General features: G+C 66.4%; 15 protein-coding genes. 3 read left to right on the top strand and 12 right to left on the bottom strand.

The features are described from left to right. Positions 1-239: 239 nt before the first annotated feature. A complete protein-coding gene (locus VPA02S_RS16215) occupies positions 240-1448 on the top strand; it encodes an SMP-30/gluconolactonase/LRE family protein (protein ID WP_370880695.1) in 1209 nt (402 codons plus the stop codon). Positions 1449-1491: 43 nt separating this feature from the next. Here the strand turns inward: VPA02S_RS16215 and VPA02S_RS16220 are convergent, their stop codons facing one another. From VPA02S_RS16220 to VPA02S_RS16245, 6 genes are all read right to left on the bottom strand, one after another. Further along, positions 1492-1989: an SgcJ/EcaC family oxidoreductase gene (locus tag VPA02S_RS16220; RefSeq protein WP_018904436.1), complete on the bottom strand. Its 498-nt coding sequence runs from the start codon at positions 1987-1989 to the stop codon at positions 1492-1494. 111 nt (positions 1990-2100) lie between these two features. Then, entirely contained in the window at positions 2101-2790 is a 690-nt protein-coding gene (locus VPA02S_RS16225) for a response regulator transcription factor (protein WP_062364790.1), read from the bottom strand. Continuing rightward, a complete protein-coding gene (locus VPA02S_RS16230; protein ID WP_015865506.1) occupies positions 2787-4415 on the bottom strand; it encodes a sensor histidine kinase in 1629 nt (542 codons plus the stop codon). The genes VPA02S_RS16225 and VPA02S_RS16230 overlap by 4 nt, the downstream gene beginning before the upstream one ends. Before the next feature lie 300 nt (positions 4416-4715). Further along, on the bottom strand, positions 4716-4994 hold the full coding sequence (locus VPA02S_RS16235) for a type II toxin-antitoxin system Phd/YefM family antitoxin (RefSeq protein ID WP_015865508.1): 279 nt from the start codon (positions 4992-4994) through the stop codon (positions 4716-4718). A 156-nt stretch (positions 4995-5150) separates the two neighbouring features. Further along, positions 5151-6131: a tripartite tricarboxylate transporter substrate binding protein gene (locus tag VPA02S_RS16240; RefSeq protein ID WP_062364791.1), complete on the bottom strand. Its 981-nt coding sequence runs from the start codon at positions 6129-6131 to the stop codon at positions 5151-5153. Positions 6132-6193: 62 nt separating this feature from the next. Continuing rightward, positions 6194-7288: a threonine aldolase family protein gene (locus tag VPA02S_RS16245; RefSeq protein WP_028253951.1), complete on the bottom strand. Its 1095-nt coding sequence runs from the start codon at positions 7286-7288 to the stop codon at positions 6194-6196. 85 nt (positions 7289-7373) lie between these two features. On the opposite strand from VPA02S_RS16245, the gene VPA02S_RS16250 reads away from it, so the two are divergent. Next, the gene (locus tag VPA02S_RS16250) at positions 7374-8291 is read left to right on the top strand and encodes a LysR substrate-binding domain-containing protein (RefSeq protein ID WP_020610574.1); all 918 of its coding nucleotides are present in this window, start codon (positions 7374-7376) and stop codon (positions 8289-8291) included. 33 nt (positions 8292-8324) lie between these two features. Here VPA02S_RS16250 and VPA02S_RS16255 read toward each other — a convergent pair whose 3' ends face one another. The 6 genes from VPA02S_RS16255 to VPA02S_RS16280 all read right to left on the bottom strand — a co-directional run bounded on the left by VPA02S_RS16255 (position 8325) and on the right by VPA02S_RS16280 (position 12854). Further along, the gene (locus VPA02S_RS16255) at positions 8325-9434 is read right to left on the bottom strand and encodes a mandelate racemase/muconate lactonizing enzyme family protein (RefSeq protein ID WP_015865512.1); all 1110 of its coding nucleotides are present in this window, start codon (positions 9432-9434) and stop codon (positions 8325-8327) included. A gap of 104 nt (positions 9435-9538) precedes the next feature. Further along, the gene (locus VPA02S_RS16260) at positions 9539-10015 is read right to left on the bottom strand and encodes a nucleoside deaminase (RefSeq protein WP_015865513.1); all 477 of its coding nucleotides are present in this window, start codon (positions 10013-10015) and stop codon (positions 9539-9541) included. A gap of 21 nt (positions 10016-10036) precedes the next feature. Then, positions 10037-10372 carry a hydroxyisourate hydrolase gene (gene uraH, locus VPA02S_RS16265; protein WP_062364792.1) on the bottom strand — a complete coding sequence of 112 codons (336 nt, stop codon included), beginning with the start codon at positions 10370-10372 and terminating at the stop codon, positions 10037-10039. 30 nt (positions 10373-10402) lie between these two features. Further along, on the bottom strand, positions 10403-10921 hold the full coding sequence (locus VPA02S_RS16270) for a hydroxyisourate hydrolase (RefSeq protein WP_062364793.1): 519 nt from the start codon (positions 10919-10921) through the stop codon (positions 10403-10405). Between the two features lie 42 nt (positions 10922-10963). Continuing rightward, positions 10964-11491: a 2-oxo-4-hydroxy-4-carboxy-5-ureidoimidazoline decarboxylase gene (uraD, locus tag VPA02S_RS16275; protein WP_062364794.1), complete on the bottom strand. Its 528-nt coding sequence runs from the start codon at positions 11489-11491 to the stop codon at positions 10964-10966. A gap of 10 nt (positions 11492-11501) precedes the next feature. Continuing rightward, positions 11502-12854, bottom strand: coding sequence for an MFS transporter (locus VPA02S_RS16280; RefSeq protein WP_015865517.1), 1353 nt, complete (start codon positions 12852-12854; stop codon positions 11502-11504). 187 nt (positions 12855-13041) lie between these two features. On the opposite strand from VPA02S_RS16280, the gene VPA02S_RS16285 reads away from it, so the two are divergent. Further along, a complete protein-coding gene (locus VPA02S_RS16285) occupies positions 13042-14019 on the top strand; it encodes a LysR substrate-binding domain-containing protein (protein ID WP_015865518.1) in 978 nt (325 codons plus the stop codon). The last annotated feature ends 132 nt before the right edge of the window (positions 14020-14151 follow it).

Genomic DNA, 14151 nt, shown 5'->3' on the forward strand with positions numbered 1-14151 from the left:
GGCAAGTCGACAAGGACCTGCATGTGGGTCAAGTCCTGGACGGAAATTGCTCCGCTAGTCGATTCAAGACGCTGCTCAACGCGCAGTTCGGACGACCAGCACCGCCTGCAGTGACGCAATCTAGTACGGCGCCAGAGAAGCGCGTAGCATGCGACCGGCTTTGCGAACTCGCGTTCTCCAACGCTTCTTCCATCGGTTTCATGGAGTGGGTTGTGGCACAGGAAAAAATCGATTTCGTAGTGAATAGTTCGGTACTACGCCGCCGGCTTCTTCGCGGCGTGGGCGCCGCGGTAGGCGCCTCCATCGTCCTGCCACGATGGGCGCATGCACAGGCCGCCGCGGGCGGACCGGCGGCGCCGCCGAGCACCATCACCCAGCCGCCGCGCGACTTCAGTGCGCGCGGGGCTCCCACCACCTACTTCACCGATCCCGACGTGCTCACCGTCGATCCGGTGTTCGATGGCCTGCGCCAGCCCAACGCCTCGATCCAGCGGCTGTGGACCGGCGCGTTGTGGTCCGAAGGACCGGCATGGAATTCGGTCGGCCGCTTTCTGGTCTGGAGCGACATCCCGAACAATTGCCAACTGCGATGGAGCGAGGACGACGGCCACGTCAGCGTTTTCCGCTCGCCGTCCAACAACAGCAACGGCAACTCCTTCGACCACCAGGGAAGGCAGCTGTCCTGCGAGCATCTGACGCGGCGCGTGGTGCGCTACGAGCTCGACGGCTCGGTGACCGTCCTCGCGTCGAGCTTCAACGGCAAGCGGCTCAATTCGCCCAACGACGTCGTCCCGCATCCCGACGGCAGCTACTGGTTCACCGACCCGCCCTACGGCGCCCAGCTCTACGAGGGCACGGTCGATGCCGCGGGCGGACCCGCGAACAAGGCCGGCCGGCTGAACCCCAGGCTCGGGCAGCCGCCGGAGATCGGCTTCTACAAGCGCGAACTGCCGACTGCGGTCTACCGCCTCGACAAGAGCGGAACGCTCACGCAGGTCGCCGGCGAAGACCTGGTGCCGGACCCGAACGGCCTGTGCTTCTCGCCCGACTTCAAGAAGCTCTATGTCGTCAGCACCGGGCAGGGGCCGGGCGACACCGTCGCCGGCGGCAAGGGCGACATGTACGTGTTCGACGTCGGTACCGACAACAAGCTCCACAACGGCAAGCTCTTTGGCAACTTCACGATCGATGGCGTGAAGTGCGGCCCCGACGGCGTGCGTGCCGACGTCGACGGCAACCTCTGGTGCTCCAGCAACGCCGGCCGCAGCGTGGGCTACAACGGCGTCACGGTATGGACGCCGCAAGGCCGGCTGATCGGTCGCATCCGGCTGCCGGAGGTCTGCGGCAACATCTGCTTCGGTGGTCCCAAGCGCAACCGCCTGTTCATGGCGGCCAGCCAGTCGTTGTATGCCGTCTATACGGCGACCCAGGGCGCGGCGCCTGCTTAGCACGGCAGCGACGACGCGCGCCCCACCGTGGGCGCCCCCCTTTTTACTTCGCCGCAATGCTCTCGGGCATTGCCGACGAGTGATGGTGCGCAATCAGCCACTGGCCGTTGAGCCATTCGTACACATAGGTGTAGCGGGCGTGCACCGCCTTGCCGTCCTTGAACTTGAAGGTGTAGGTGCCGATGTCCTGCGCGACATTGCAGCCGACCCGGATCGTGCGCGAATCGATCTTGCCTTGCGGCGCCCCCTTGAGGAACTTGACGAAGTAGTCGCGGATTTCGGCCGGACTGGTGCGCGGCTGGTTCGACACCGTGGCCAGCAGCACGCCGTCAGGAGCGTAGTTGGCCACCACCTTGTCGGGATCCTGCGTGGCGAGGGAGGCATTCCAGCGATCGAACAGTGCCTCGATCTGGCGTTCGCTGGCGGGAACACAACTTGCGCTCGCGGCCGTCTGTGCCAACACGGAGGTCGACATGCAAAGCGCCAACACAGCGGCAGCGGGAAGAAGCTTGGAAAAACGCGGGATCATCGAAGAGTCCATTCATGCAAGTGGTTAAACACAGGACTCATTGTTCGAGGGGCGAATGAACATCCATCGCGGCGGCGATGAACGTGTGTCGAACACAAGATGAACGCCGAATGAACGGCCTGGCTAGCCCGCCGTCTCGCTGATGCGGTATCCGAGGCCGCGCACGGTCTGCAGCAGCTGCACCGCGTGGTCGCCGTCGATCTTCATGCGAAGTCGCCGCACGTAGACATCCACGATATTGGTGAGCGGATCCTCGTGCGTGCCCCAGACATTGGCCAGGATGCGTTCGCGGCTGTACACCCGCCCGGGTGCGCTCATGAGCAGCTCGAGAAATGCCAGTTCCTTGGCCGTCAGCGTGATCGGCTGCCCCGCGCGCTCCACGCGCATGCGTTCGCGGTCCAGCACCAGGTTGGCCACCCGCAAGGTCGTGACCCGCGGCCTGAGGTCCCGGCCGCGGCGCAGCAGCGCCTCGATGCGCGCGAGCAGTTCCTCGAAGTCGAAGGGCTTGGTCAGGTAGTCGTCGGCGCCGAGGCGCAGGCCGTTCACCTTGTCTTCGGTCGTGCTCATGGCGGTCAGCATCAGCACCGGCGTCTGGCCGCCCTCGGCGCGGAAGGTCTGGCACAGCTCCAGGCCGTTGATGCCCGGCAGCATCAGATCGAGGATCAAAAGCGCGAGGTCTCCGCGGCGCGCCAGCTCCAGCCCCTGCGGACCGGTGCGGGCATGCGTCACCGCAAAGCCTTCCGCCTTCAGCCCGCGGACCAGGAAATCGGCGACACGGGGATCGTCTTCGACAATCAGGATGCTTCTGTTCATGGCTGCAGGGCACTGGCCTCGAATTCGTGGATCGGCAGGCGTGCAAGAACGATGCGAACTTCAGTCCCTTCCTCGGGCCAGCTCTGGATCTCGATGTGCCCGCGATGAGCCTTGACGATGGCCTGCGCGATGGAAAGGCCGATGCCGCTGCCATCCGCCCGGTGCGCGCGTGCCCGCTGGCCGCGGACGAAGCGCTCGAACACCCGGGGCAACTCGTCTTCGCCGATGCCGATGCCGTGGTCGCGGACCACGATGGCGACTTCGTCTGCGGCAACGTGGCAGCCCAGACGCACCTTGCCGTCTGGACGGGAATAGCGGATGGCGTTGTCCAAGACGATCATCACCGCCTGGCGCAGCCGGTCGCCGTCTGCGCGAACCATGACCGTTTCCACCACGGGCTCGCAGGTCAGCGCGGCCCCATGCAGCGCCGCCAGGGCCTCGCCCTGTTCCACGACCTCGCTCAGCAGCATCGAGAGATCCAAGGGGGACGGCTGGATCACCAGCTGGTCGGCTTCGGCCCGCGCGATCAGGAGCAGATCGCCAATCACCTTGGTCAACTGCTGAACGGTGCCGACGATGCGTTTCAGGGCATGGCGGTACTCCTCGGCCGGCTTGTCGCCGCCGCGAAGCGTGATCTCCGCCTCTCCGCGAATCGCCGTCGCCGGTGTCCGCAGCTCATGGCTGAGGTCGACGAAGAGCTGCCGCCGCCGATGGTCCAGGAGCTGGAGCGTGTCGTGCGCCGACTGCAATTCCCGCGTCCGGTCCTGGACCGCGTCTTCCAGGCGCCGGCGGGCTTCGTCGGCCTGCTGGCGATGCTGCTGAAGTTCCGCGGCCATCTGGTTGAAATGGCGCGCCACCACTTCGAATTCGTCGCCCGATGCAAGGTCGATGCGGTGCTCGAGCGAACCGGACTGCAGGGCCCGCGTGCCTTGCAGCAGCAGCTCCAGGGGGCGCTTGAGGCGACCGCGCAGATGCAGCGCCCACAGCACCGCTGCGACAAGGGCGATGATCGCCATCGCAATCGCCTGCTGCCGCAGCCGGTCCAGGCCCCGCTCGGTTGCGGCACGGGCAATGGGAACCGCCTTGCGCTGTCCTTCGATGGCACCGTTGAGCAGCTCGCGAAGGTCGCGGCCCTGGGTCATGTCGAAGACCTGCGCCACCTGCCGCCAGACATTCGGGAATTCCGCGCCGGGCGACAGCGGCTGCAAGTCCTGAAGCTGCGCCTGCACCTCGAGGATGTTGCCGTCCAGCAGCTTGCTGATCTCGACCAGCTGGAGAACCTCTTGCGGCACGGCGATGTCCTCCCGCGAGGACAGCTTCCGCCACGAGTCCAGGTGCAGGCGGGACATGGCGTCCAGCCGCGCAGCGCCGGTCCGCATCCGCTCGAGCAGCTGGTCCCGCACCGCCGAGGTCGCCTCCGCATTCATGAGCCGCTGCGAGGCCCACACGCGCAGCCTTTGCTTGTTGGCTGAAATCTCGAGGAGCTCGGAAAGAATGTCGCTCGTCAGCCGGCTGTGTGCGGCGTATTCGTTGACGCGATTGGAGCCCCAGTAGACAAAGGCGGCCTGGCAGCACACCAGTGCAACAAGAACCGCAAAGGCGAACGACAACCGCAGACGAAACATGGCGGCGAAGTCTACAGGCCTCGATTTGCCCTGCGCTCCAGCAAGTCGCGCTTGGCCTTGTCGTGATGCGCATGCAGAGGGCCGGTGACCAGCTGGTTCTTTATCGGCGACCAGTTCGGAGTCGAGAGGCCAGTGATCGCCATGGCTTGTTGATGATCGCTGCGCGGGAGGCAGCTCGAATCCATTCCCTTCAAATCCTCAGAAGGCGCTTCATCAAGAGCGTTGGATAGTCTTGCCGATGTCCCGCAACGGCATAGACGAAAGTGTCCTCCTGGGTATCGCGAAGAATGAAGATAGCCACTACTTGCGGCGTTGGCGAGCTGCGGCCAGTTGCGCACGGGATTCGGCAGCGGAAATACCTTTGCCCTTCATGCGCTCTTTCTCACCCAAGGCAATGATCTTCAAGGCGGCGATCAGCGATTCTTTTTCCTGAAACTGCTTGACGCTTTCAATCACCATGCAGGCCTCGCCATTCTGGGTGATGAAGAAGGGCGTGCCGTTCATCTCCAGATCCTCGGAGATTTGAGCGGCATGGCTTTTCAGGTATGAGATCGACTTGATGTTGGAGATGGTCGGCATGGCGATCTTCGAGTGCCTGAAGAGTAGATCTAGTACCGAATTTAGTTAAGGTCAAGTGCTAACACAGGCCCCGAACCTGCAGGCTGGCATGTCAGCAAGCTGACAGCACCATGCACTTGCCGCCGCCTTGGGCAGCAAAGCAACACCCGAAGAGCCTCAGCTGTTGACCGTGACCCCCGTCTCTTTCACGACCGATTTCCAGCGCGCGATTTCTTCGCTCAGGTACTTGGAGAACGCCTGCGGCCCGCGGGGCATGGAATCCACGAACGAGCTTTCCAGCCGGGCCTTGACTTCCGGCAGTTCCAGCACCTTGTCGACGGCCGCGTTCAGCTGCTGCAGCAGATCCGCGGGCACCCCGGCAGGTGCCATCACGCCATACCAGGCGCCTCCCACCATGCCCGGCACGCTTTCGGAGAAGGTCTGCACGTCCGGCAATTTCGGATGCCGCGTCGCGCTGGCAATGGCAAGAACCTTGAGCCTCTTCGCTTCGATGTGCGGCATGCAAGCCGGCACGGAATTGATCACCATGGCAACCTGCCCGCCGACGGCATCGGTCAAGGCGGCGCTGCCGCCCTTGTAGGGCACGTGCACCAGCTCCATGCCCGTCTTGCGCTTGAGCGTCTCGCACAGCAGGTGGGGCGCGGACCCCTGCCCTGGTGTTCCGACGCCGTATTCGCGCACTCGGGCACGCGGCAGCGCGATCAGTTCGCGCAGGGAGTTGGCCGGAAGCGACGGATGCGCCACCAGCAGTTGCGGCGAAGAGCCCACGAGCGTGAGCGGCGAGAAATCCTTGATCGGATCAAAGGGCAATTTGGGCTGTACCGCGGCATTGGTGGCGTGCGCGGCGTCCGCAAGGAACAAGGTGTAGCCGTCCGCGGCGCTCTTGGCCGCGGCATCGGTGCCGATCAGCCCCGAGGCCCCGGCCTTGTTGTCCACGACGACATTCCACCCCGCCGTTTCGGTCAGTTTCTGGGCAATCAGGCGCGCGACAAAATCGGAACCGCCTCCGGGCCCGTACGGCACGATCAGGCGGATGGGCCGGCTGGGAAAGCCGCTGGCAAATGCGCGGCCGCTCCCCAGGCCGGCGGCCATCAGGAAGGCAGAGGCGACAAAGTCCCGGCGGCCGATGGAAGGCATGGTCAAGGCTCCTGGTAGTACGCGATGTGTTCGAAGGGAGGCGCGTCCTTGCGAGAACGCATTCAGGCAAGCAGCGATTGCGCGGCACGCCGGAATCCGGTGGCGGCGGCATCCACGCAGGCCGCGTCGATATGGCGGTGCGTCACGAGCCGGATCCGGCGCGGACCCCACGGGCGGACCAGGACATCGCATTCCTTGAGTGCCTCCGCCCAGGCGAGACTGTCGGCTGCGGCCTCGGGCACGTCGACGAAGACGATGTTGGTGGGCGGCGTGCTGATACCGACGGAGCCGGGCAACACGGCGCGCAATGCCTCGCTCAGGCACGACGCCAAAGCATGGTCTTGCGCGAGCCGGCCGGGCATGGTTTCCAGGGCGTCCAGTCCCGCGGCGGCAACCACGCCGATCTGGCGCTGCGTGCCCCCGAGCATCTTGCGCAGCCGTCTGGCGCTGGCCATGGTGGCGGACGGGCCGGCGAGCACCGCACCTGCAGGCGCGCTCAGGCCCTTGGAAAGGCAGAGGGTCACCGTGTCGGCGCAGCACGCGATCGCGGCTGGATCGACGTTCAGCGCCACGGCGGCATTGAAGAGCCGGGCGCCATCGAGGTGGACGCGCACTCCGGCCTCGCTGGATGCCTTCCAGACCGCCTGCATGTGGTCCAGCGGCAGCACCGCTCCTCCCGCGTTGCCGTGCGTCGTTTCCATGCAGACCAGATCCGTGCGCAATTCGCCGGACGACTTCAGCACCAGCGCCAGGCTCTCCAGGTCCATTGCGCCAGCCACGCCCGGAATGCCGGTATAGGTCACGCCGCTGAACACGGCGCCGCCGCGCTCGGAAACGAACATGTGTGCGAACTCCTCGAGCACGACCTGCGACCGGCGCTCCGCCTGCGACAGCACGGCCAGGAGGTTGCCCATCGTGGCGGTCGGTACATACAGAGCAGATTCCTTGCCCAGCATGCTGGCCGCCAGTGCCTCGAGCGCGCGCACGGTCGGGTCGCCGTCCAGGCCGTCGTCTCCCAGCGCGGCTGTTTGCATGCGGGCGTACATCGACGGGGTCGGCAGCGTCACGGTGTCGCTGCGCAGGTCCACCACGGCGCCAGCCGCGCATGGACTGCGCGGCAGTCCGGCGTCGGCAAAGTGCAGGGTTCTGTCAGGCATGGACGCAAGTATTCTTTTGGGCGACCAATACTGCAAATGCGTACTCAACAGCGCACCATACAATATTGATATGAGCAGCCGACGCATGACCTTGAAGCACATCGAGGCCTTCCGGGTGGTCGTGCAGACGGGGTCGATGACCGAAGCCTCGCGGCGGCTTCACACCTCGCAGCCCCAGGTGAGCCGCCTTGTTTCGCAGCTGGAAGCGATCATCGGGTTTGCGCTTTTCGAACGCAGCGGCACGCGCCTGGCGCCTTCGCTCGAAGGCAAACGCTTCTTCCAGGAAGTCGAGAAGGCATTCGCCGGACTGCAGGGCCTGGAGTCCGCGGCATCGAACATCCGGACGTTCGGCGGCGACCGCCTGGCGGTGGCCGCCATGGCGCGAATTGCCGGAGGCGTCCTCAGCCAGGCGGTCGTCCGGTTCAAGCGCGAGCACACCGAGACGCTCGTCACGATCCACTCCGGCGCGGCCGCGACCGTCGACACCTGGGTGAGCTCGGGCCTGTGCGACCTGGGCCTCGCCATCCTGTATGGCGATGATCCGCCCGGCATGTGTGTCGAAACGCTGCTGGGCATGGATTGCGTCGCGCTGCTTCCCAGGGAACATCGCCTGGCGCGGGCCAGGCAGGTTCGTGCCTCGGACCTGGACGGCGAAGCCTTCATCTCGTTCCCGCTGGGCAGCGGCCCGAGGGAACGCATCGACCAGGTATTGGCCGCCGCAGGCGTCAAGACCCGGACGGTGCTGGAGTCCGACCTGGGCGCCTCCGTCTGCTCGCTGGTCGCTGCGGGCCTGGGCGTGAGCGTGATCAATCCGCTGGCGGCGCTCGATGAGCAGCGCAATCTCGATTTCGAGGTGCGGCCCTTCAAGCCTGCCATCACCGTGCGCCTTGCGCTCCTGCTCGCGCCCGATGCGCCTCATTCCCGGCTTGTGTCAGCCTTCAAGGAAGTCGTGCGCGGGGTCATCGAATCCGAACTGGATCACATTCGTCCGTACCGCAGCTGAGGGTGGCGCTGGTACGCGGCCTCGCCGCAGTTTTCACGAAGAGCCCCGGGACGGATCAACCAGGTACGGCGCAAGTTTCGCCCAGTCGAAGTCCACCCCGACGCCCGGCTCGTCCGGTGCCACGGCGCGATGGTTTTCAAGGACCAGCGGCCGCATCGTGTACTCGTCGATCGGAAAACTGTGGATCTCCAGCCAGCCTGCGTTCGGCTGCGCCGCCAGCAAGCTCACATGCAACTCCTGCATGCCATGCGAGCACACCGGGATCCCGTGGCGGCGCGAGCGCTCGGCCACCTTCAGCCAACCCGTGATGCCGCCGCAGTTCGAGGCGTCCGGCTGGATGAAGGAGAGCCGCGCCTGCTCGAACGCATGATCGAATTCATGGATCGTGTGCAGGTTCTCGCCCATTGCCAACGGAACGCCGGTCGCGGCCGCGATGCGCGCATAGCCCCGGTAGTCGTCCGGAATGGTCGGCTCCTCGAACCACAGGACACCGAAGGGCTTGATGCGCTCGGCCGCAGCGATGGCCTGGTCCACGTTCATCGCGTAGTTGGCATCCACCATCAAGGCCATGCCGTCGCCGATCAGTTGCCGCACCGCCCGGATGCGCTCGATGTCTTCGTCGAGGTTCGGGCGGCCGATCTTGATCTTGACGCCGCCGGCACCCTTGGCGAGATAGCCGCGCACGTTGTCCAGCAGCTTCTCGAGCGGAAACGCCAGGTCGATGCCCCCGCAGTAGGCATTGCAGGTGTCCGCAGCGCCGCCCGCCAGTTGCCAGAGCGGCTGGCCTGCGGCCTTGCCGCGGAGGTCCCAGAGCGCGATGTCGATCGCGGAGATCGCAAACGACGCGATGCCGCCGCGGCCGACATAGTGCACATGCCACTGGCTGAAATCGTGGATGCCTTCGACATCCGCCGCGTCCATGCCGATCATCGCGGGCGCCAGGTCGTGGTCGATCATGGCTTTGATCGCATGTCCTCCCTTGCCGCCGGTGTAGGTGTAGCCCGTGCCCCGGCTGCCATCCGAAAGCACCACCGTTGCAGTCACCAGTTCGAAATGGGTGTGCGCGCCGTGCTTGGCGTCCGTCAGGACTTCAGCGAGGGGAACCTTGAAGAGCTGGCTCGTGACTTTCGCGATGGAACGCATGGACCTCTCCTTGAAGCGGCCGTTTGAACGACGACGCGATGGTAGCTCCCACGGCCTCGAGTCTCGAGCCCGGGAACGCCTCGGCCTTGGCGGCCGCGAGCATGTCAGCGCGTCGCGCGTGACCAGGCGTCGTACAGGTCCTCGCCTTCGTCGCGCACGGGCAGCGATCGCACGGGCATCTCGCGCAGCTCGATCGGCCGCGCGATCTCCAGGTAGCCGCGTTCGGCCGAGAGGTCGTGCGGTTCGCCGTCCTCGTTGGAGTAGGCGTAGCAGACCTCCTTCACGCCGGCCAGGAACATGGCCGTCAGGCACATGGGACACGGGTAGCCGCTGGCGTACACGACGCTGCCCGACAGGTCCGTGCCGCCCTGCGCCTTGGCCGCCATGCGCACGGCCTGCATCTCGGCGTGGGCCGTGGGGTCGCACAGGGCGTCGACCTCGTTGACGGCCCGGGCCAGCACCTTGCCTTCGCGCACCAGCACGGCACCGAAGGGCCAGGTCCTGCGCTCGCGCACGTTCCGCATGGCCAGGCGGATGGCGTCAAGCATGTATTTTTCTGCGTTGGGATCGGGCTGAGACATCGGTCGGAACTCCTGCGGCGATCAGCTGCCGCGATACATTGAAAAGAACCAGGGTGCGCACAGCATCGGCACGTGGTAGTGCTGCGCGGCGTCGAAGATGGAAAAGCGCACGGGCACCACGTCCGAGAGCCCGTCGGCGGCCTTGAAGCGATCGCCGACGTGGAAGCGCAGTTCGAAGTGGCCGGTGCGCGCATCCTTGGCGGCGAGCACGGGCGCATCGGTGCGGCCGTCGGCGTTGGTGCGGGTGCTGTTCAGCCGCGTGGGCGGATGGGTCGCCATGTCGTAGAGCTCCACCTGCAGGCCCGCCAGGGGCCGGCCGTTGGTGATGTCGAGCACATGCGTCGAGATGCCGGTCATGTCGTGTCCTCTGTCGTGAATGCGATGCGCTCAGCTTCCGCGCGAATAGGTGTAGCTCCAGGGGCCGAACTGGATCGGCAGGTGGATGCGCTCGGCAACGTTGGCGACGCGGATGCGCACCGGCAGCTTCGTCAGGAAAGGCGGCATGGGCAGCACGGCCTTCCTGCCGGCAAAGTAGTCGTCCACGTGCAGCAGCAGCTCGTAGTCGCCCGCCTGGTAGCTCTCGCCGATCAGCAGCGGATCGTCGGAGCGGCCGTTGGCGTTCATGACGGTACTGCGCAGCAGCTTGTAGCTGCCACCTTCCAGGCGGGAGAAGTCGATGCGCAGGCCGGTGGCGGCCGCGCCGTGGAAGGTGTCCAGCGCGTGCACCGTCAGGCGCGGGCTCACGCCGTGCAGCACGATGGGACCGCTGGCCCGGGCAGGGCCGGCCGGCGCGGCATTCGGCTGTTGCGCCAGCGCCCCGCGCGACGCGATCGTCGCCGCGCCCAGGGCCAGGCCCGAGAGCGCGAACTGCCTGCGCGCGGGATGGGATACGACTTGATTCGCCATGGTTGTCTCCTGTCGTTGTGAAGGGGGGCTGGCGACAAGGCCTCAGCCGTCCACCAGGGCGTCGATGCGCCCGCGGGTGATGAAGCCGATCTGCTCGAGCGCGGCACGGTGCTCGGCCTCTGTGCTCGCCGCCGCACGCATGCGCAGCGCCTCGAATATCTGCTCCTTGGTATTGCGGCGCACGGCGATGATGAAAGGAAAGCCATGGCGCTCGCGGTAGCTGCGGTTCAGGCGCTGCATCTCGCCCAGCTCTTCGCGGCTGAGCGCGTCGAGGCCTGCGCTGCGCTGCTCGCCGACGGACTCGGCCGTCATGGTGCCGGCCCGGGCCTCGCGGCCGGCCAGTTCCGGGTGGCCGCGCAGGAAGGCGAGGCGGTGCTCCTGGGGCGCTTGGCGAACCACGTCGAGCATGGCGCCATGCAGCGCATCGATGCTGGCGAAGGGCCTGCGCGTCCAGGCGGCCTGCGCGATCCAGGGGGCGTTCTCGAAGGCCGGGCCGACGGCGGCGACGAAAGCGTCGCGGTCCATGTCGTTGAGCGCGGCCAGGTTCAGGCGGGTGGCGGTGAGGGTCATCGGTTGGTTCTCAACGTGCGGGGGCGGCTGCTGCGGCGGCCGGCTGCTTGCGGTAGGCGGGCACGCAAGCCAGGATCAGCAAGGTGGCGCAGATCTCGATTGCCGCCACCACGTAGAGGCCTGACGAGAGGCTGCCCGTGGAGGTCTTGATCAGGCCCAGCATCCAGGGTGCGCCGAAGCCGGCCAGGTTGGCGATGGAGTTGATCAGCGCCACGCCGCCGGCCGCCGCGGTGCCGGCCAGGAAGCGGTTGGGCATCTGCCAGAACACCGGGATGGCGCTCATGGTGCCGACAATGGCCAAGGTGAGGCCCACCAGCACCGCCAGCGCGCTGTGCCCCAGGAAGAGCGCGACACCCAGCAGCGACACCGCGCCCAGTGCAGCGGCCAGGCCGCAGTGCCAGCGCGATTCCTGCTGCTTGTCGGAGTGGAAGCCGTTCCAGATCATGCCGGCGGCGCCGCACAGGTAGGCCACGGCCATGATCCAGCCCACCGCCACCGGGCTGGTGAAACCCACTTCCTTGACCAGCGTGGGGCCGTAGAAGGTCAGCGAGGAATTGGCGGCGATGATGCAGAAGAAGATCAGGATCAGGAGCCAGATGCGCCCGCTCCTGAGCGAGGCCAGCATGCCGTGTTCGCGCTGGCCCAGCGAGCGGCCGTCGCGCTCCAGGTCTTCATGCACCAGCTGGCGCTCGCGTGCCGTGAGCCAATGGGCCTGCTCGGGCCGGTCGGTCAGGTAGAAATAGGTGACGAAGCCCGCGACGACCGAGGGAATGCCCTCCAGCAGCAGCACCCACTGCCAGCCCGACCAGCCGTTCAGGCCATGCATGCCGGTCATGATGGTGCCGGCCATCGGGCCGCCGATCACGCCAGCGAAGGCCGAGGCCGACATGAACATGCCGAAGGCCTTGGCGCGCCGGTCATTGGGGAACCAGTAGGTCAGGTAGAGGATGATTCCGGGGTAGAAGCCGGCCTCGAACACCCCCAGCACGAAGCGCAGGAAATAGAACATCTCCGGCGTCTTCACGAACATCGTGGCGATCGAGGTCAGGCCCCAGCCGATCGTGATGCGCATGATGGTCTTCTTGGCCCCGATGCGCTGCAGGAGCAGGTTGCTGGGCACCTCGAAGAAGAAGTAGCCCAGGAAGAAGATGCCCGCGCCCAGGCCGTACATCGCCTCGTTCCATTGGAGCTCGTCGAGCATGGTCAGCTTGATGAACCCGATGTTGACCCGGTCGATCCAGGCCAGCACCCACAGCAGCATCAGGAAGGGGATGAGCCGCCAGATGATCTTGCGGTAGACCCCGTCCAGTTCGGACGGGGCGGCGGAAAGCCGAACGGGTGCTGCCGCTGCGGTGGATGTCATGCGTATCTCCTCGGTCCTGGATGTGGGGCGTTGCGGACCGCTCCGCCAAAAGGGAACGCCGCCTGCGGGGCCACTGTAGGCACAATGGCCCCGGCGCGCGCACGGTGCGCGGAATGTGCGGCATAAACCAGCGCGATAGGTCGTGCCCCAGCAAGGCGCGCCATCCGGTCGAACCCCTAGAAGACAAATGACGAGAAGCCAGGACCTTGTCGACATCCACCTGCTGCGCGTGCTGGCGGCACTGGTGGCTGAGCGCAGCGTCTCGCGCGCCGCGGTACGCATGAACCAGACGCAGCCGGCCATCAGCGCAGCGCTGCGGCGCCTGCGCGACGCCTTCGGCGATCCGATCCTGGTGCGCGAGCGCGGCGGCATGGTGCCCACCGCGCGGGCGCTGCAGTTGCGCGAGAGCGCACGCGAGGTGCTGGGCGAGATCGATCGCATGCTGGCCGGGCCGGAGCGCTTCGAGCCCGGTGCCAGCACCATGACCTTCACCATCGCCACGCCGGACTACCTGGCCGCCAGCTTCATGGCCGAGGTGGTGGCGCGCTTTCGCGCCGAGGCGCCGCAGGCGCGCCTGCTGATCCATCCGCTGACGCCCGGCTACGACTACGAGCGCGCACTGGCGCAGGGCGAGCTCGACATCGTGATCGGCAACTGGCCGCTGCCGCCCGAGCGCATGCACCTGTCGCTGCTGATCGAGGACGAGCTGGTCTGCATGATGAGTCCGGGCAACCCGCTGGCCGCACCAGGCGCGATGACGCTGCAGCGCTACCTGGCAGCCGCCCACGTGGTGCCCACGCCGTTTGCCAAGTCGCATCGCGCGGTGGTCGACAGCCACCTGGCCGGGCTGCGGCAAACCCGCGATGCGCGCGTCTTCGTGCCCTACTACGCCATGGCGCCCTACCTGGTGGCCGAGAGCGACCTCGTGTTCACCACCGCGCGCCACTTTGCCGAGCAGTTCACGCGCAGCCTGCCGGTGGTGAGCGTGGCGGCCCCCGAAGGATTTCCGCGCATGCGCTTCTACCAGCTGTGGCACGAGCGCTCACAGCACCAGGGCGCGCATCGCTGGCTGCGCAGCCTGCTCTCGACGGTGGGCGGCCACCTGGCGCAGGCGGCCCCGGGATCGGCGAGCGGTCCATCTGCGGGCGGGACAATCGAGGAGTAGCATCGGCCGCTTTGCGGCGTCCTCGCAGCGGTTTCCCCATTCAAGAACGCGACCCTGAAGGCCCACCCGGGCCTGCCGCACGGCATGAATAATTTCGCACAAAGCAGGCATATGTCCCCGTCGGTACAGGAA

This window comes from Variovorax paradoxus NBRC 15149, assembly GCF_001591365.1.
GTDB classification, from domain to species: Bacteria; Pseudomonadota; Gammaproteobacteria; order Burkholderiales; family Burkholderiaceae_C; genus Variovorax; species Variovorax paradoxus.